The organism is Rhizobacter sp. AJA081-3, assembly GCF_017795745.1.
GTDB lineage: Bacteria > Pseudomonadota > Gammaproteobacteria > Burkholderiales > Burkholderiaceae_C > Piscinibacter.
This window is the reverse complement of sequence record NZ_CP059067.1, coordinates 4,494,675-4,510,402: the sequence shown is the minus strand read 5'-3', so window position 1 is coordinate 4,510,402 and position 15,728 is coordinate 4,494,675. Positions and strand designations below refer to the sequence as shown.

Genomic DNA, 15,728 nt, shown 5'->3' with positions numbered 1-15,728 from the left:
AAGCCCGGATTGTATTGATGCGGCACGTTCCGCTTGCCAGAGCCTTTCCCGAGACACCATGACCAAGTCACTCATCATTGCCGAGAAGCCCTCTGTCGCACAGGACATCGTGCGCGCGCTCACCCCGAGCGCGGGCAAGTTCGACAAGCACGACGAGTACTTCGAGAGCGACAAGTACATCGTCACTTCGGCCGTCGGCCACCTGCTGGAGATCAAGGCGCCGGAGGAGTTCGACGTCAAGCGCGGCAAGTGGAGCTTCGCCAACCTGCCGGTGATCCCGCCGCACTTCGACCTCAACCCGATCGACAAGAGCAAGGGGCGACTGAACGCGATCGTCAAGCTCGTCAAGCGCAAGGACGTCAGCGAGCTGATCAATGCCTGCGACGCGGGCCGCGAGGGCGAACTGATCTTTCGCCTGATCCAGCAGCACAGCAAGAGCAAGCACCCGGTCAAGCGGCTGTGGCTGCAGAGCATGACGCCGGCGGCCATCCGCGACGGCTTCGAGCACCTGCGCAGCGACGCGCAGATGTTGCCGCTGGCCAGCGCCGCGCGCTGCCGCTCCGAGGCCGACTGGCTGGTGGGCATCAACGGCACGCGCGCGATGACGGCCTTCAACTCGCGCGACGGCGGCTTCTTCCTCACCACCGTGGGCCGCGTGCAGACGCCCACGCTGTCGATCGTGGTCGAGCGCGAGGAGAAGATCCGCAAGCACGTCTCGCGCGACTACTGGGAGATCAAGGCGACCTTCGCCGCGCAGGCCGGCGAGTACGACGGCAAGTGGTTCGACCCGAAGTGGAAGAAGAACGCCGAGGACCCCGAGGCGCGCGCCGACCGCGTCTGGAACGAGGCCGACGCGCAGGCCATCGCGCAGGCCTGCCGCGGCGAGCCGGCCAGCGTGAGCGAGGAATCCAAGCCCAGCTCGCAGAGCGCGCCGGGCCTTTACGACCTGACCACGCTGCAGCGCGAGGCCAATTCGCGGCTGGGCTTCTCGGCGAAGACGACGCTGTCGATCGCGCAGGCGCTGTACGAGAAGCACAAGGTGCTGACCTACCCGCGGACGGACAGCAAGGCGCTGCCTGAAGACTATGTGGACGTGGTCAAGCAGACCATGCAGATGATCTCGACCGAAGACATGCCGGGCCCGCTGCGTGCGCTCGCCCAGCATGCAAAGACTGCTATCAAGGAAGGCTACGTCAAGCCCAACAAGCGCATCTTCGACAACGCCAAGGTGTCGGACCACTTCGCCATCATCCCGACACTGCAGGCGCCCAAGAGCCTGTCGGAGATCGAGGCCAAGCTGTACGACATGGTGGTCAAGCGTTTCCTGGCGGTGTTCTTCCCGCCGGCGGAGTTCATGGTCACCACGCGCATCTCTACGGTGAAGGCCGGCGCGCAGGAGCACAAGTTCCAGACCAACGGCAAGGTGATGGTCAAGCCGGGCTGGCTGGCGGTGTACGGCAAGGAAGTTCAGGAAGACGACGCCAACCTGGTGGCCGTGGGCCCGGGCGAGATGGTGCGCACCGAGAACGTGGCGGTGAATCCGTTGAAGACCAAGCCGCCGGCGCGCTACACCGAGGCGACGCTGCTGTCGGCGATGGAAGGCGCGGGCAAGCTGATCGACGACGACGAATTGCGCGAGGCCATGGCCGAGAAGGGCCTGGGCACGCCGGCCACGCGCGCGGCCATCATCGAAGGCCTGATCCTCGAGAAGTACATGCACCGCGAGGGTCGCGAGCTGGTGCCCAGCGCCAAGGCCTTTCAGCTGATGACGCTGCTGCGCGGCCTGGGCGTGGAAGACCTGACCAAGCCCGAGCTCACCGGCAACTGGGAGCACCAACTCGCCGAGATGGAAAAGGGCCGCCTGGAGCGCGAGGCCTTCATGGCCGAGATCGCGGCGATGGCCGAGCGCATCGTGCGCAAGGCCAAGGAGTACGACCGCGACACCATCCCCGGCGACTACGCGACGCTGGCCGTGCCCTGCCCGAACTGCGGCGGCGTGATCAAGGAGAACTACCGCCGCTTCGCCTGCACCGGCAAGACGGGCGCGGAGGAGGGCTGCGGCTTCTCGATCAGCAAGATCCCGGGCGGGCGCAGCTTCGAGCTCGACGAGGTGACGCAGTTCATCGCCAACAAGAAGATCGGGCCGCTCGAGGGCTTCCGCTCCAAGGCAGGCTGGCCGTTCACCGCCGAGCTCAAGCTCGCCTTCGACGACGAGATCAAGAACTGGAAGCTCGAGTTCGACTTCGGCGAGGATGCCAAGGGCGAGGGCGACGGCGAGCCGGTGGACTTCTCGGCGCAGGAGTCGCTCGGGGCCTGCCCGAAGTGCCAGGGCCATGTCTACGAACACGGCACCAGCTACGTGTGCCAGCACGCGGTGGGTGCGCCCATCACCTGCGACTTCAAGAGTGGCAAGATCATCCTGCAGCAGCCGGTGGCGCGCGAGCAGATGAGCAAGCTGCTGGCCACCGGCAAGACCGACCTGCTGGAGAACTTCGTCTCCAACAAGACGCGGCGCAAGTTCAAGGCACGCCTGGCCTTCGACAAGAAGGAGGGCAAGGTGATCTTCGAGTTCGAGCCGCGCGCAGCCAAGGCCCCGGCGAAGAAGGCCGCGGCCAAGAAGGCGGCCTGAGGGGTGTGGCCGACGAACTGCCGAGCTGCCTGACGCGCCACGGCGAGCGCCTGTGGCTGGCCGTCAGCGTGGTGCCCAACGCCAAGCGCACGGGCGCCGATGCTCTGCACGACGGGGCCTTGCGTGTTCGACTGGCTGCGCCGCCGGTGGACGGCAAGGCCAACGATGTACTCGTGCACTGGGTGGCCGACGAACTCGACTTGCCACGCCGTGCGGTGACGCTGGTGCGCGGGCAGACCGCCCGTCGCAAGTGGCTCGAGATTGACGGGTCGCAAGAAGAAGTGATGCGCGCCTGGCTCGAACGTTTGCTCGGCCCCACATCTCATCCGTGAAGCTGCCAACTACGTCACGCCACCCTGAGCGGGTTTGCCTCTAGTCTGCGGGCATGACGCTTGCCCCCACTTTCCTGGCCCGCGGCCTGTGCGCCGCGTTGATGCTGCTCGCTTCGCCGTGGGCGAATGCCCTCGTGTTCGCGGTCAACGAGGGCGTGACCTACCGCGTGCCTCTGGAGGAGGTGCGTGGCCGCTACGCCGTCATCGCCGCCGACCTCTCCAAGCTGCTCAAGCAGCCGGTCACCATCGAGCCGGTGGGCGACTACAACCTGCTGCGCCGCGGCCTGCAGTCCAAAGCCTACGACTTCGCGATGATCCACCCGGCGCACGTGTCGATCCAGGCCATCAAGGGCAGCGGCTACAAGCTCGTCGCGGTGACCAAGGGCTACCAGAAATACACGGCCAGCTTCTTGGTACCGGCCGATTCCGCGATGACCTCGCTGACCGACCTGAAGGGGCGCAAGCTCGGCGCGCCTGACGAGGATTCGATCACTTCGTGGATGGTGCGCGCCACGCTGCGCGACGCGAAGATCGAGCCGGGCCAGATCGCCATCACCTACACGCGCTACCAGGACGCGGTGCCGTTCTTCGTCGAGAACAACCTGACGCAGTCCGGCGCGACGGCGGCCAATGCGCTGGTGAAGGCCTGGCAGGCCAAGGGCGGCAAGATCCTTGCCCAGTCGAAAGCGGTGCCGATCAAGCACATCGTGGCCAGCCCGAACCTCAGCGCCGACCAGGTCGAGAAGCTGCGCGACTACCTGATCGGGCTGGACAGCAGCGACGAGGGCAAGAAGAAGCTCGAGCCGACCAAGTACACCGGCTTCGAGAAGTACGACGAAGCGAAGATGCTGGAGCTCGGCGCCTGGCTCGGCTTGTGATGCTGCACTAGCCCTGGCCGACGATCGAGGCGGTGGCGACCAGTTCCTCGAACAGTGCCATCGACACCTTGCCCGACACCGCATAAGGATCGAGCACCGCGGTCTCGGAGTACTTCAGCAGCAGCGACGGGTTCAGCCGGGACAGGTTGACCTGCCCCATCGACCAGCCCGCGAAGCGGCGCTCGCCGATCTCCTCGTAGCTCAGCAACACCACGTCGAGGTGGCGTTTGTCCGCGGCGATTCGGTTGTACAGCGTGTTCACCTGCTGGCGCCCGCCTTCGAGCAGCTGAAGGAAGATGCCGCCCGAGAAGCACAGCACCCCGGTGATGCCGTTGGCCGTGTTCTCGGCCTTGGACTTGCGCAGGATGGCCAGCAGCGCCTCCTGGTCGACCGAGTCGGCGGCGCGGCTGGCGTACATCAGTCGGACGAGCATGTCAGTTTCCGTTCTTCTTCGAGAGCAGGGAGAGGAATTCGCGGCGAAGGTTGGCGTCCTTCAGGAAGGCGCCACGCATCACCGAGTTGGTCATCATCGACTCGTCGTCCTTCACGCCGCGCCAGTGCATGCAGAAATGGTCGGCCTCCATCACGATGGCCAGCCCGTCGGGCTTCACGCGCTCCTGCAGTTCGTTGGCCAGCATGGTGACCGCCTCTTCCTGGATCTGCGGCCGGCTCATGATCCAGTCGCAGATGCGAGCGTACTTCGACAAGCCGATCAGGTTCGAGAATTCGTTGGGCAACACGCCGATCCACACCTTGCCGAGAATGGGGCACAGGTGGTGCGAGCAGGCGCTGCGCACCTTGATCGGCCCGACGATCATCAGCTCGTTCAGGCGCGAGAAGTTCGGGAACTCGGTCACCGCGGGCATCGGCGTGTAGCGGCCGACGAAGACCTCGTTGATGAACATCTTCGCCACGCGCTTGGCGGTTTCCTGCGTGTTGTGGTCGCTGTCGGTGTCGATCACCAGCGCGCGCAGCACCTCCTGCATCTTGGCGGTGACCTCGGCCTTGAGCTCGTCGATCTCGCCGTCCTCGATGAAGCCGGCGATGTTGTCGTTGGCGTGATAGCGGCATTGCGCGCCGATCAGCCGGTAGCGGATGCGGTCCGAGGCGGGCAGTCGCGCCAGCTCTTCCTCGGTGCGGAAGATCGGGGTGGCTTGGTCGGCAGGCATGGTGAAGTCGTGAATCGTCAAGCGCCACAGGGTAGCGCAGCCCGGCCACCCGCGCAGCGCGGGCCGGCCCTGCCCGTAGACTGGGCACGGTGAATGCCCCCGCCCCGACCGCCCACGCCTCGCTGCCGCTCGCGCAATTGCTGATCCACGCCGCGGCCGCGGTGCAGGCCGTGCGCGGAGGGCAGAGCCTCACCGACGCGCTGGAGCGTTGCCCGGGCCCCGCGCGGCCCGGCGCGCAGGCGCTGAGTTTCCACACGCTGCGCTGGATGGGCGGGGCCCAGGCCGTGCGCGAGCAGCTCGTGCCGAAGGCGCCGCCACCGGCGCTCGATTCCCTGCTGCTCACCGCGCTGGCCCTGATGTGGCCCGGCTCGGGGCCGCCCTATGCGGAGCACACGCTGGTCGACCAGGCTGTGGTGGCGGCAAAGCAGCGCGGCGGTTTCGTCAACGCGGTGCTGCGGCGCTTCCTGCGCGAGCGCGATGCGCTGCTGGCCGGCCTGCACGGCAACCTGGTGGCCGCCTTCAACCACCCGCGCTGGTGGATCGAGCGCCTGCAGCGCGACTGGCCCGACGATTGGCAGGCCGTGCTCGCCGCCGACCAGCAGCGGGCGCCGATGACGCTGCGCGTCAACGCCCGGCGCGGCAGCGTGGCCGCCTACCTGGCGCGGCTGGCCGACGCCGGCATGGCAGCCACGGCCGGCCCCGGCGAGCAGGCCATCGTGCTGGCGCAGCCCTGCCCGGTCAACCAGTTACCGGGTTTCGCTGACGGCGACGTGTCGGTGCAGGACGCCGCCGCGCAGCGCGCCGCGCCCCTGCTCATCGGCCATGGCCTGCCGGCGGGAGCACGCGTGCTCGACGCCTGCGCCGCGCCCGGGGGCAAGACGGCCCACCTGCTCGAACGCGCCGAACTCGACGTGCTGGCGCTGGACAGCGACCCGCAGCGCCTGGCCCGCGTGCACGAGACGCTTGCGCGTCTGCATCTTCAGGCCCGCACCCTCGCCGCCGACGCCGGCAACACCACCGCCTGGTGGGACGGGAAACCCTTCGACGCCATCCTGCTCGACGCCCCGTGCAGTGCCTCGGGCATCGTTCGCCGCCACCCCGACGTGCGCTGGCTGCGCCGCCCCAGCGACATCGACGCGCTGGCGCGCACCCAGGCCCGCCTGCTCGACACCCTGTGGCCGACGCTGCGCCCGGGCGGGCGGCTGCTGTACTGCACCTGTTCGGTCTTCAAGGCCGAGGGCCTGGACCAGATCGACGCTTTTTTGCAACGCCACGGTGACGCCGCCGTCCCCGCCGAGCCCGCCTCCCCGGGCCATCTGCTCCCGCTGCCCGACAATGAACCCGATCGTCCGCCGCCCCCTTCGGGTGCATCGGCGGACGGGTTCTTCTACAGCCTGCTCGAAAAGACCTGAATCCCGCCCACCCCATGCTCAGCGCGGCACGCTCGAACGGCAGTCCAGGCCCCCGCGCAGTTGGCAGCGCGCCCGGGGTCGGCTGGCTGCTGGGCGTGCTCCTCGCGCTCTGGCTGGGCTGGCTCGCCCCCGCGCAGGCGCAAGGCGGCGGCGCCGAACTGGCGAGTTTCGGCGTGCAGCGCAGCGAAGACGGCCTGCTGCTCAACTACGCCGTCAACTTCGAGCTGCCGCGCGGCGCCGAGGAGGCGCTGAACAAGGCCGTGCCGCTGTACTTCGTGGCCGAGGCCGAGGTGTTCCGCGACCGCTGGTACTGGCGCGACAAGCGCATCGCCAGCGCGGCGCGTGTCTGGCGCATCGTCTTCCAGCCGCTGACCTTCAACTACCGCGTCACTTTCGCCGGCATCAGCCAGAGCTTCGCGACGCGGGCGGAGGCCTTCGCCTCGATCCGACGCGGCGCCAACTGGAAGGTCGCCGAACCCTCGCAGCTGGAGGAGGGCGCGCGGCATTACGTCGAGTTCAGCTTCCGCCTCGACACCTCGCTGCTGCCACGGCCGATGCAGATCGGCATTGCCTCGCAGGCCGACTGGGCGCTTTCGGTCGAGCGTACGCAGCGCTTCGATTGAACGCTGAACCTGCGCGCCCCGCGCCGATCCGATACCGATCATGACCAAGGCGACACGCTGGGCCTGGATCGTCTCGCTGGTGGCAGTGACGGGGGCCGGCCTCGTGCTGGCCTTCCTGCTCTCGGTGGCCACCAACAGCCCCGCGCTGTACGAGCGCCACTACGTCTGGCTGTTCTGGGTCAACGTGACGGTGGCGGCGCTGCTCGCGCTGGTGATCGGCATCGCCTCGGTGCGGCTGATCGTGCGCGTGCGGCGACGCAAGTTCGGCAGCCGGCTGCTGCTCAAGCTGGCGGCGATCTTTGCGCTCGTCGGCGTGGTGCCGGGGGTGCTGATCTACCTGGTGAGCTACCAGTTCGTCTCGCGCAGCATCGAAAGCTGGTTCGACGTGAAGGTGGAAAGCGCGCTCGACGCCGGCCTGAACCTCGGCCGCGGCACGCTCGACGCGCTCGTCAACGAACTCGCCGGCCGCACACGGCTGGCGGCCGAGAAGCTGGGCGAGACCGCGGCGGCGCCGCTGCTCGATGGCCGCGGCGGCACAGCGCAGATGTTCGCGCTCGAGCGGTTGCGCGAGCAGCTCGCGGCGCAGGAAGTGGCCATCGTCGGCGCGTCGGGGCAGACGCTGCTGTCGGCCAGCAGCAGCGCCGCGGGCTTGCTGCCCGACCGGCCCGCCGCCACCATGCTGCGCCAGGCGAGGCTGTCGCGCGTGATCGGCCAGCTCGAGGGCCTGGACGAAGACACGGGCAGCGCGCCGAACGCGCGCATCCGTGTGCTCGCGCTGATCCCCAGCGCGAACTTCGCGCTCACCGAGCAGGAGCGTTACCTGATGGTGCGGCAGTTGCTGCCGTCCACCCTGACCGCCAATGCGCTGGCCGTGCAGACCGCCTACCGCGAGTACCAGCAGCGCGCCTTGGCGCGCGACGGCCTGCGCCGCATGTACATCGGCACTCTGACGCTCGCACTCGTGCTGGCGGTGTTCGGTGCCGTGCTGCTCGCTGCCCTGCTGGGCAATCAGCTGGCCAAGCCGCTGCTGGTGCTCGCAGAAGGCGTGGACCAAGTGGCTCGCGGCGACCTCAGTGCCAGGCCGGTGTTCGCCTCGCGCGACGAGCTGGGCGGCCTGACCCGCTCGTTCGCCGACATGACCGAGCAGCTCTCGGAGGCCCGCTCGCTGGTGCAACGCAGCGTGCGCCAGGTGGAAGGGGCGCGCGCCAACCTGCAGACCATCCTCGACAACCTGACGGCCGGCGTGATCGTGTTCGACCGCGACGGCCGCATCGACACCGTCAACCCCGGCGCCACGCGGATCGTCAAGCTGCCGCTGTCGGCCTACCGCGGCCGCCGGCTCGACGAGGTGCCCGGCCTGGAGGTGTTCGCCAAGGGCGTGTGGCAGCGCTTCGAACTGCATGCCAGCAGCCCCGAGGCCGGCGAGCGCGACCACTGGCAGGATTCCTTCGAGCTGCAGACGCAGGACTCGCAGGGCCGCGACCGCGACACGCTGACGCTGCTGGTTCGCGGCGCGGCCATGCCTCAGGGCGCACGGCTGATGGTGTTCGACGACATCACCGAGGTCGTCTCGGCGCAGCGCACCGAAGCCTGGAGCGAGGTGGCGCGCCGGCTCGCGCACGAGATCAAGAACCCGCTGACGCCCATCCAGCTCTCGGCGGAGCGGTTGCAGCACAAGCTCGAATCCAAGCTCGAAGGGCCCGACCAGGCCATGCTCGCGCGCTCGGTCGCCACCATCGTCAACCAGGTGCAGGCGATGAAGACGCTGGTCAACGAATTCCGCGACTACGCGCGGCTGCCCGCCGCGCAGCTCAAGCCGCTGGACCTGAATGCGCTGGTCGGCGAGGTGCTGGGCCTGTACGTCACCGCGCAGGAGTCCGGCCAGCTGTATGCCGAGCTCGGGCAGGGCCTGCCGATGATCATCGGCGACAGCACGCAGTTGCGACAGGTGATCCACAACCTCGTGCAGAACGCGCTCGATTCGGTGGCCGACAAGACCGATGGCCGCGTGCTCGTGCGCACGGAGGTGGCGCGCACCGAGCAAGGCGACCTGCGTGCCGTGCGCCTGCAGGTGATCGACAACGGCCACGGATTCCCGGACAAGGTGCTCAAGCGGGCCTTCGAGCCGTACGTCACCACCAAGAGCAAGGGCACCGGCCTGGGCTTGGCCGTCGTCAAGAAGATCGCCGACGAACATGGCGCGCGTGTGCGCATCGCGAACCTGGGGGTGGCGCGCGACGTCGCGACAGGCGACACTCCACCGCCGGCGGGCACCGCCGGCGCGACAGGGGCCCAAGTTTCGCTATCATTTTCCAAGTTCGCTCCGGCCGACGGCACCCCAGCCGTCGCGGTGGCCACCGTGAGCCGGACGCACTGACCATCCATGGCGATCATTCTTGTTGTAGACGACGAACTCGGCATCCGCGCGCTGCTGTCGGAAATCCTGACCGACGAGGGCCACACCGTCGAGGTGGCCGAGAACGCTGCCGAGGCGCGCTCCTGCCGCGAGCGGCTGCGCCCCGACCTTGTTCTGCTGGACATCTGGATGCCCGACGTTGACGGCATCACGCTGCTCAAGGAATGGGGCGCCACGGGGCTGCTGACCATGCCGGTGATCATGATGAGCGGCCACGGCACCATCGACACCGCCGTCGAGGCCACCAAGTTCGGCGCCATGGCCTTCCTCGAGAAGCCGGTGACGCTGCAGAAGCTGCTGCGTGCCGTCGAGCAGGGCTTGGCCAAGCCGGTGGGCAACCACCGCACCGCGGCCTCGCCATCGGTCCATCACAACCACCATCTGCCGGACACCACGCTGACTGTCGAGGCGGCGATGACCGGCGGGGCCATGCTGCCCACCACGCCGCTGATGCTCGGCCCGCAATCCGAGCAGAGCTTCGACCTGGACCGGCCGCTGCGCGAGGCGCGCGACGCGTTCGAGAAGAGCTACTTCGAGTTCCACCTGGCGCAAGAGAACGGCAGCATGACCCGCGTGGCCGAGAAGACCGGCCTGGAGCGCACCCACCTGTACCGCAAGCTCAAGCAGCTGGGCGTGGACCTCTCGCGCAACAAGCGGGGCGGGGTGCTCTGAACCCGGGCGCCGCCCGGCGCTCGGCTATAATCTTCGGTTCTTGGCCAAGTAGCTCAGTTGGTAGAGCAGCGGATTGAAAATCCGCGTGTCGGTGGTTCGATTCCGCCCTTGGCCACCAGACAAGGCCCGACGCAGACGAGCTTCTGACGTCGGACGATAAAGAAGGCGACCCTCACCGGGTCGCTTTTTTTTCGCCGGACGGTGGTGAACCTCCTCGCTGCTTCCAAGTTACCGCTAGGTCATTTTCGCTTGACCCGCAGTGTTCCAGCAGGGAAAATGACCGATAGGTAACTTTTGGAGTGCACAATGCCCTCAGTCACCTCGACATTACCGAGCGGTAATTCTCAAGGCCAAGAGGCCACCATCCGCTCATCGGTGGAGCTGGGTGCTGTCGTCCGCGAGCAGCGCAAGCGCCTGGCCCTCAAGCAACTCGACATCGCCGGGATGGGCAACACGGGCAACCGGTTCATCGTCGACCTCGAAAACGGCAAGCCCACCGTGCAGCTCCAGAAGGTGCTCGATGTCATGGACCTGCTCGGGCTGGAACTGGTGGTGCGAGCCAAGGCCGCGCGGGTGCTGTGATGCAGCGCCCCGACCGCCTCGACGTCTACTACGGCAGCGAACTCGTCGGCACGATCCACGACGCTTCGCCCGTCGCGTTCGAGTACGCGGCAAGCTGGCTCGAACGTGCGGAGCGCATGACGGTGGCGGCCATCGCGCTGCAGCCGGGCCGCAACGACTCGGCCGCAGTGCAGGCCTTCTTCGAGAACCTGTTGCCGGAAGGCGAGTTGCGCCACTACCTCGCGGAGCAACGCAAGGCATCGACCCTGTTCTCACTGCTGCTCGAAGTGGCCGGAGACACCGCGGGAGGGTTCGTGATCGTGCCGGGCGGCCAGCGCCCCCAGCCGGCCACCTACGAGGCGACGACCTGGGAGGCCATGGCCGCCATCCTCGGCAAGAAGTCCGCCTCGGCCATCGACCTGCAAGGTGGCGACGCACGGATCTCGCTGGCCGGCGCCCAGGACAAGACCAGCATCGCCATCTTCGACGACGGCCTGCCGCGCCTGCCCAAGGGCACATCGCCCTCGACCCACATCCTCAAGCCGAACATCAAGCGACTGGCCAAGGTGTGGCACTCGGCCGCCAACGAGACGATCGTGATGCGGGCCGCGGCCCATTGCGGCCTGCCGACCGCCGAGGTGTTCTACGAGCCGCACACCGAGTCCTGCGTGGTCCGGCGCTTCGATCGGCTCGCCCGTCCGGATGGGACCCTGGCGCGGCTGGTCCAGTACGACCTGTGCCAGCTGGCCGGTACGCTCTCGGAGCGCAAGTACGAGAAGGAGGGAGGGCCCGGCCTGGCCACCTGCGCCGAACTGATCCGCCGCTATAGCACGCAGCCTGCGGTGGACCTGCGCCACTTCATCGGATGGATCTTCTTCAACCTCTACGCCGGCAACAACGACAGCCACGCGAAGAACCTGTCGATCTACAACCTGCCAGGCAAGGGCGTGACGCTGACGCCGTTCTACGACTTGATGTGCACGCGCCTGTATCCAGGGCTCTCGCAGGACTTCGCGTTCGAGATCGGCGGCGAGTACAAGCCGGCAGCGATGACCTCGTCGAACCTGGTGCCGCTGGCCCGGCAACTCGGCATGCGGCCACAGTTCCTTGCGCAACAGGCGGCAGACCTGGCGCGCAGAGTGCCAGACGCATTCGAACGTGCCGTGAAGGACGTCAAACCCGCCTTACCTCATTCGGCCAGGATCCTTGCGGAACGACTGCAGCAGTTCGTGCTGTCTACAACGAAGAAGGTGGCCGAGCACCTGGCCGCCTGACCACTGCAGGATCAACCCGTTCCTGCTCGAGTCAGGAGGCGCTTGCGACGATCGTCTTCAGATGCTCCCGCAGCGCCTTGCGCCCCGCGCTGTTGGTCGAACGCCATGCCGCCAGCGCGAGTTCGATGAAGGCCGTCTCGGCGGCCGGCGGCGCCGCATCCTTGCGAAGCTCGTCGAGCCAACCCGAGGGCTTGCCGCAGGCCGATTCGATCTGCCGCGCGAGCTTGTCGCCGATCGGCCGCGACGACTTGATCTGGCTCCACATGCTCGGCGAGATCTGCAGCGTCGCCGCGAAGGACTGCTCGAGCCCCTTGGGCGACGTGCCCGACGCCAGCGCCTTCTCGGCGTAGTCCTGGAACAGCGCCAGCGCGTTCTGTCGTCTCGTGAGGGTGATGTTGGACACAGGTGTGTGCGCGATGCAACGAAGTCAGACGCCATTCTCGCAGGGGCTTGACGAGTTGGGTAAAGAGTCTTTACAGTCCGCTCCCATCGAGAAACCGGCTCGCAAGAGCCACAGCCAGAACCACAGGAACTCACCGTGAAATCGCACAACGTCATTCGAACCCACCGACCCCTGCAGGGGCTGGTCGCGTTCGCTCCGTTGTTCGCAGCGGTGGCGATGCGCAGGGCCATTCCGTCGGGCTATTGCCTTGATCGGAGCGAGGGTCCGTTGAATCCGGGAGAGGGGAGCGCCTAGCCGCGCGCCTTCCAAGCTCTGTTCGCAGAGGCCCGGAGACCGAAAGGTTCCGGGCCTTTTTCTTTGTCTCTTCACCCGGCTTGCGCGTTGGCGCAGGCCCGGCGATCGATGGATCGCCAACACCGGCAACGGTGGATGCTCTTTAACAAGTTGCCGCAAGACAACCTCGGTACTGGCCGAAGGTCCGTCTTGCACCTTTGCGGATGTAGCTCAGCAGGCAGAGCGCGGCCACGCCATGGCCGAGGCCACGAGTTCGAGACTCGTCATCCGCTCCACTTCGGGTGTGTCCATGCACTCCGAGGCCACACGACATGGTGTTGGTGGCCCGGGATGTGCGCGGTCCTTGGCCAGGCCACGTGCAGCGAGACACCACATCCGACGGGATGCTCGCGTTTGGGCACAGCCGAAGTGGAAGTTCAAGAAGCCCCTGTCGAGCTCACGCTTCAGGGGTGGAAATCGGCCGCAACGATTGGGCGGCGCCGGAACCCGTCACCGGATGGAATGTTCGCTTCGTTAACTCAGCGGCCAGAGTGCCGGCCTGTCTAGCCGGAAGCCGCGGGTTCGACTCCCGCACGAGGCGCCAGATCAGTTTGCCGAGATAGCTCAGCAGGTAGAGCGGCGCGTTGAAAGCGCGTGCGTCGGGGGATCGAAGCCCTCTCTTGGCACCAGCAACCCAAACCTCGTTAGCTCAGTTGGATTCAGAGCGCCGGCCTACGAAGCCGGAGGTCGCACGTTCGAGTCGTGCACGAGGTGCCACCTTGTTTGATCTCGCGTAGCTCAGTGGCAGAGCGCCGTCTTGATAAGGCGGAGGTCGATGCTCGCGGGCTAAGCCCGCGATCCTCATTCGGACGGAACGTGCAACGCGCGGAGCGCGTTGCGGGTTCCCATCCGCGGGTACCAATCTCTTCTCGGTGTGGCGCAGCAGGCAGCGCGCGTGTTTCGGGAACACGAGGCCGCAGGTTCGAAACCTGCCACCGAGACCATGTTCACTCTTCACTTCAACCCACTCCATTCATCATGAAACGCTCGATGATCCAGCGCAGGCAGGACGCCGAGCGCGAACGAATAGAACTCTGCAACGCCGCGCTTCGCCGCGTGGCGCGACGCGCTCGGCTCACGCCGGACTTCAGCAAGGCGATCGAAGAAGCTGAACGCGGCTTCTCCGGTGAAGTCGTGCGCGATCCCCAGTCCTGGCATCCGCAAATGAAGACGCGCGATGCCGCGCGCCTGCGCCTGGCTGCGGCGCGGCATCTCTTCGCGCTGTATCCGGTGCACGCGATGCTCGAGCGCATCTGGATCGACGACACCGGTCTCGGCGCGGACGAAGTGCGGCTGCGCCGGCAGTGGTACGTCACGGCGGCGCGCGGTGGTTCGCTCTACAAGGCGGGCGCCAGCACCTGGCTGACGCGCAAGGAAGTCCACGCGTTCCTCCATCCGACCGCCGGCCTGAGCTTCGTCGAAGCCTTCTGGGAAGCCATCGCTCGTTCGTACACCGACGATCCCGCGTTGGCCCTGCGCATTGCTCGTTCGAAGATCGGCAGGACGCCGCGCGAGGAGATTCACTTCTGGCGCGAGGTGGCCCGGTTCTTCTGCGTCAACCCGGCATCGTTGGAAACGATCGACGATCTGTGCGACTACCTTGCCGAATGCCGGCGAGGCGACCCTGGCTACAAGCTCGAGGGCCGCACCCTGCCGGCGCTCATCCGCAGGATGCACGAGTGGCACCACGACATCGCGGCCATCGAGCGCATCGAGGCGATGCGACGCCGGGTTCACGGGCGCGCTGCCAGTGCGTCGACCGCCAATGCCGTCTGGGCCGGGTCTCCGCTCGCCGATTGGGAGTGGGTGCCGTCATCGAAGGAAGCCAAGGCCAAGGGCGAGCGCTTCGTGGTCCGGCAGTTGAAGCAGGCCGAAGACCTGGTGATGGAAAGCCGGGCGATGCGGCACTGCGTGTCGACCTATGCGGGCAAATGCATCGCCGGCCGCGCGTCGATCTGGTCGCTGCGGCGGTGCACGAAGGAGCGCATCGACCGCCTGCTGACCATCGAAGTCGATCAGCAGGCTCGAGCAGTCCAGGTGCGCGGGCTCGCCAATCGGCTGGCGCACGCGGAAGAGCGCAACGTGGTCGAGCGCTGGGCCAAGGCGCGCGGCATCACGCTGCGGTGAGTTGCCGCGTGCGCTTGGGTGTGGCCGTAGCTCAATGGCAGAGCTGCGGGATGTGGCCCCGCCTGTGCCGGTTCGACTCCGGCCGGTCACCCCCAAGCGCATGCAACTTCAATCAACCCCTCGTGGCGGAATAGGCAGACGCACCGGTCTCAGAAACCGGAGCCCGCAGGGCATGTCCGTTCGATTCGGACCGAGGGGACCATTCAATCCACGGCCATGAAAGGAGGCCGACCATGCACACCCAACACCACAGCCACGTGCTGCAACTCGACATCCAGGGCACGCCGCAGGCGTGGATCTCGCTCGAGCATGCGGCCGTTCACGTGGCCACGGGCTCGGTGGCGTGGGTCGATGGCAGCGGGCCGCTGGCCACGCTGCGCGGCGGCTTCAACGTCGTGCGCGGGCGGCAATCGGTCATCGATGTGTTCCCGATCATGGCGCTGCGCGGCGCGTCGAAGGTCAACCTGTTCGACGTGGTGCCGGCGTTCAGCAAGCTCAAGCTGTTCCGCCGCGACCGCATGACGTGCGCCTACTGCGGCCAGCGCTTTCACGAGCGCGAGCTGCAGTGCGAGCACATCCTGCCGGAATCGCGCGGCGGACGCTGGGCCTGGATGAACCTGGTCACCGCCTGCGGTGTGTGCAACGGCCGCAAGGCCGACCGCACGCCGGAGGAGGCGGGCATGCCGCTCGTGTACCTGCCGTATGTGCCGAGCCGATTCGAGGACTTTCTGCTCGAAGGCCGGCACATCCGCGCCGATGTGCACGAGTGGCTGGCCGCGCGCCTGCCGAAGGGATCGCGCCTGAGCTGACGAGGCTCGGGTGCCAACGAATCTGTCGTGGAAGGCAAACGCTCACAGGCCCGGGGTTCGTGAACCCCGCCGGTGGGCGGCGCCCGGGCG

The 15,728-nt window shown here is 67.2% G+C and carries 14 protein-coding genes and 8 tRNA genes; 19 read left to right on the top strand and 3 right to left on the bottom strand.

All coding sequences use genetic code 11. The features are described 5' to 3' along the window. Window positions 1-58 precede the first annotated feature (58 nt). From HZ992_RS21430 to HZ992_RS21420, 3 genes are read left to right on the top strand one after another with little or no spacing between them, the layout of a single operon-like run. A complete protein-coding gene (locus HZ992_RS21430) occupies window positions 59-2,629 on the top strand; it encodes a DNA topoisomerase III (protein ID WP_209383819.1) in 2,571 nt (856 codons plus the stop codon). Window positions 2,630-2,634: 5 nt separating this feature from the next. Next, window positions 2,635-2,961, top strand: coding sequence for a DUF167 domain-containing protein (locus tag HZ992_RS21425; protein ID WP_209383818.1), 327 nt, complete (start codon window positions 2,635-2,637; stop codon window positions 2,959-2,961). Window positions 2,962-3,014: 53 nt separating this feature from the next. After that, on the top strand, window positions 3,015-3,839 hold the full coding sequence (locus HZ992_RS21420; protein WP_209383817.1) for a phosphate/phosphite/phosphonate ABC transporter substrate-binding protein: 825 nt from the start codon (window positions 3,015-3,017) through the stop codon (window positions 3,837-3,839). Between the two features lie 7 nt (window positions 3,840-3,846). Here HZ992_RS21420 and HZ992_RS21415 read toward each other — a convergent pair whose 3' ends face one another. Both HZ992_RS21415 and folE read right to left on the bottom strand, forming a co-directional pair. Beyond that, window positions 3,847-4,272 (bottom strand): BLUF domain-containing protein, encoded by a 426-nt coding sequence (locus HZ992_RS21415; RefSeq protein ID WP_209383816.1) that lies wholly within the window; start codon window positions 4,270-4,272, stop codon window positions 3,847-3,849. A gap of 1 nt (window position 4,273) precedes the next feature. Then, window positions 4,274-5,008 (bottom strand): GTP cyclohydrolase I, encoded by a 735-nt coding sequence (gene folE, locus HZ992_RS21410; protein WP_209383815.1) that lies wholly within the window; start codon window positions 5,006-5,008, stop codon window positions 4,274-4,276. An 89-nt stretch (window positions 5,009-5,097) separates the two neighbouring features. Between folE and rsmB the strand changes: the two genes are divergently transcribed. From rsmB to HZ992_RS21375, 7 genes are all read left to right on the top strand, one after another. Further along, on the top strand, window positions 5,098-6,420 hold the full coding sequence (gene rsmB / locus HZ992_RS21405) for a 16S rRNA (cytosine(967)-C(5))-methyltransferase RsmB (protein ID WP_245213150.1): 1,323 nt from the start codon (window positions 5,098-5,100) through the stop codon (window positions 6,418-6,420). Between the two features lie 95 nt (window positions 6,421-6,515). Next, complete coding sequence (locus tag HZ992_RS21400) at window positions 6,516-7,043, top strand: DUF4390 domain-containing protein (protein WP_245213149.1); 528 nt, start codon at window positions 6,516-6,518, stop codon at window positions 7,041-7,043. A 40-nt stretch (window positions 7,044-7,083) separates the two neighbouring features. Further along, a complete protein-coding gene (locus HZ992_RS21395) occupies window positions 7,084-9,420 on the top strand; it encodes a sensor histidine kinase (protein WP_209383813.1) in 2,337 nt (778 codons plus the stop codon). Between the two features lie 6 nt (window positions 9,421-9,426). Beyond that, window positions 9,427-10,131 carry a response regulator gene (locus HZ992_RS21390; protein WP_209383812.1) on the top strand — a complete coding sequence of 235 codons (705 nt, stop codon included), beginning with the start codon at window positions 9,427-9,429 and terminating at the stop codon, window positions 10,129-10,131. A 42-nt stretch (window positions 10,132-10,173) separates the two neighbouring features. Next, window positions 10,174-10,249, top strand: a tRNA-Phe gene (locus HZ992_RS21385). Between the two features lie 188 nt (window positions 10,250-10,437). Then, window positions 10,438-10,713 carry a helix-turn-helix transcriptional regulator gene (locus tag HZ992_RS21380; RefSeq protein ID WP_209383811.1) on the top strand — a complete coding sequence of 92 codons (276 nt, stop codon included), beginning with the start codon at window positions 10,438-10,440 and terminating at the stop codon, window positions 10,711-10,713. Beyond that, window positions 10,713-11,966, top strand: coding sequence for a type II toxin-antitoxin system HipA family toxin (locus tag HZ992_RS21375; RefSeq protein WP_209383810.1), 1,254 nt, complete (start codon window positions 10,713-10,715; stop codon window positions 11,964-11,966). Before HZ992_RS21380 ends, HZ992_RS21375 begins: the two co-directional genes overlap by 1 nt. A gap of 31 nt (window positions 11,967-11,997) precedes the next feature. Here the strand turns inward: HZ992_RS21375 and HZ992_RS21370 are convergent, their stop codons facing one another. Further along, window positions 11,998-12,369 carry a hypothetical protein gene (locus HZ992_RS21370; protein WP_209383809.1) on the bottom strand — a complete coding sequence of 124 codons (372 nt, stop codon included), beginning with the start codon at window positions 12,367-12,369 and terminating at the stop codon, window positions 11,998-12,000. A gap of 493 nt (window positions 12,370-12,862) precedes the next feature. On the opposite strand from HZ992_RS21370, the gene HZ992_RS21365 reads away from it, so the two are divergent. The 9 genes from HZ992_RS21365 (at window position 12,863) to HZ992_RS21325 (ending at window position 15,638) form a co-directional block, all read left to right on the top strand. Beyond that, a tRNA-Gly gene (locus HZ992_RS21365) sits at window positions 12,863-12,938 on the top strand. Window positions 12,939-13,170: 232 nt separating this feature from the next. Then, window positions 13,171-13,246, top strand: a tRNA-Asp gene (locus HZ992_RS21360). 9 nt (window positions 13,247-13,255) lie between these two features. Next, a tRNA-Phe gene (locus HZ992_RS21355) sits at window positions 13,256-13,331 on the top strand. Window positions 13,332-13,340: 9 nt separating this feature from the next. Beyond that, window positions 13,341-13,419: transfer RNA gene (locus HZ992_RS21350), tRNA-Arg, on the top strand. A 151-nt stretch (window positions 13,420-13,570) separates the two neighbouring features. Further along, a tRNA-Pro gene (locus HZ992_RS21345) sits at window positions 13,571-13,646 on the top strand. Window positions 13,647-13,680: 34 nt separating this feature from the next. Beyond that, window positions 13,681-14,829, top strand: a complete 1,149-nt coding sequence (locus HZ992_RS21340) for a PcfJ domain-containing protein (protein ID WP_209383808.1) — start codon at window positions 13,681-13,683, stop codon at window positions 14,827-14,829. Between the two features lie 20 nt (window positions 14,830-14,849). Further along, window positions 14,850-14,920: transfer RNA gene (locus tag HZ992_RS21335), tRNA-His, on the top strand. Window positions 14,921-14,945: 25 nt separating this feature from the next. After that, a tRNA-Leu gene (locus tag HZ992_RS21330) sits at window positions 14,946-15,031 on the top strand. A 31-nt stretch (window positions 15,032-15,062) separates the two neighbouring features. Continuing rightward, on the top strand, window positions 15,063-15,638 hold the full coding sequence (locus HZ992_RS21325; protein ID WP_209383807.1) for an HNH endonuclease: 576 nt from the start codon (window positions 15,063-15,065) through the stop codon (window positions 15,636-15,638). The last annotated feature ends 90 nt before the right edge of the window (window positions 15,639-15,728 follow it).

Excerpts from the sequence above, each read along its gene's own strand:
- HZ992_RS21390 (WP_209383812.1), top strand. The coding sequence starts at position 9,427 with ATGGCGATCATTCTTGTTGTAGACGACGAACTCGGCATCCGCGCGCTG.
- HZ992_RS21415 (WP_209383816.1), bottom strand. The coding sequence starts at position 4,272 with ATGCTCGTCCGACTGATGTACGCCAGCCGCGCCGCCGACTCGGTCGAC.
- HZ992_RS21325 (WP_209383807.1), top strand. The coding sequence starts at position 15,063 with ATGCACACCCAACACCACAGCCACGTGCTGCAACTCGACATCCAGGGC.
- HZ992_RS21340 (WP_209383808.1), top strand. The coding sequence starts at position 13,681 with ATGAAACGCTCGATGATCCAGCGCAGGCAGGACGCCGAGCGCGAACGA.
- HZ992_RS21430 (WP_209383819.1), top strand. The coding sequence starts at position 59 with ATGACCAAGTCACTCATCATTGCCGAGAAGCCCTCTGTCGCACAGGAC.
- HZ992_RS21380 (WP_209383811.1), top strand. The coding sequence starts at position 10,438 with ATGCCCTCAGTCACCTCGACATTACCGAGCGGTAATTCTCAAGGCCAA.
- folE (WP_209383815.1), bottom strand. The coding sequence starts at position 5,008 with ATGCCTGCCGACCAAGCCACCCCGATCTTCCGCACCGAGGAAGAGCTG.
- HZ992_RS21375 (WP_209383810.1), top strand. The coding sequence starts at position 10,713 with ATGCAGCGCCCCGACCGCCTCGACGTCTACTACGGCAGCGAACTCGTC.
- HZ992_RS21420 (WP_209383817.1), top strand. The coding sequence starts at position 3,015 with ATGACGCTTGCCCCCACTTTCCTGGCCCGCGGCCTGTGCGCCGCGTTG.
- HZ992_RS21395 (WP_209383813.1), top strand. The coding sequence starts at position 7,084 with ATGACCAAGGCGACACGCTGGGCCTGGATCGTCTCGCTGGTGGCAGTG.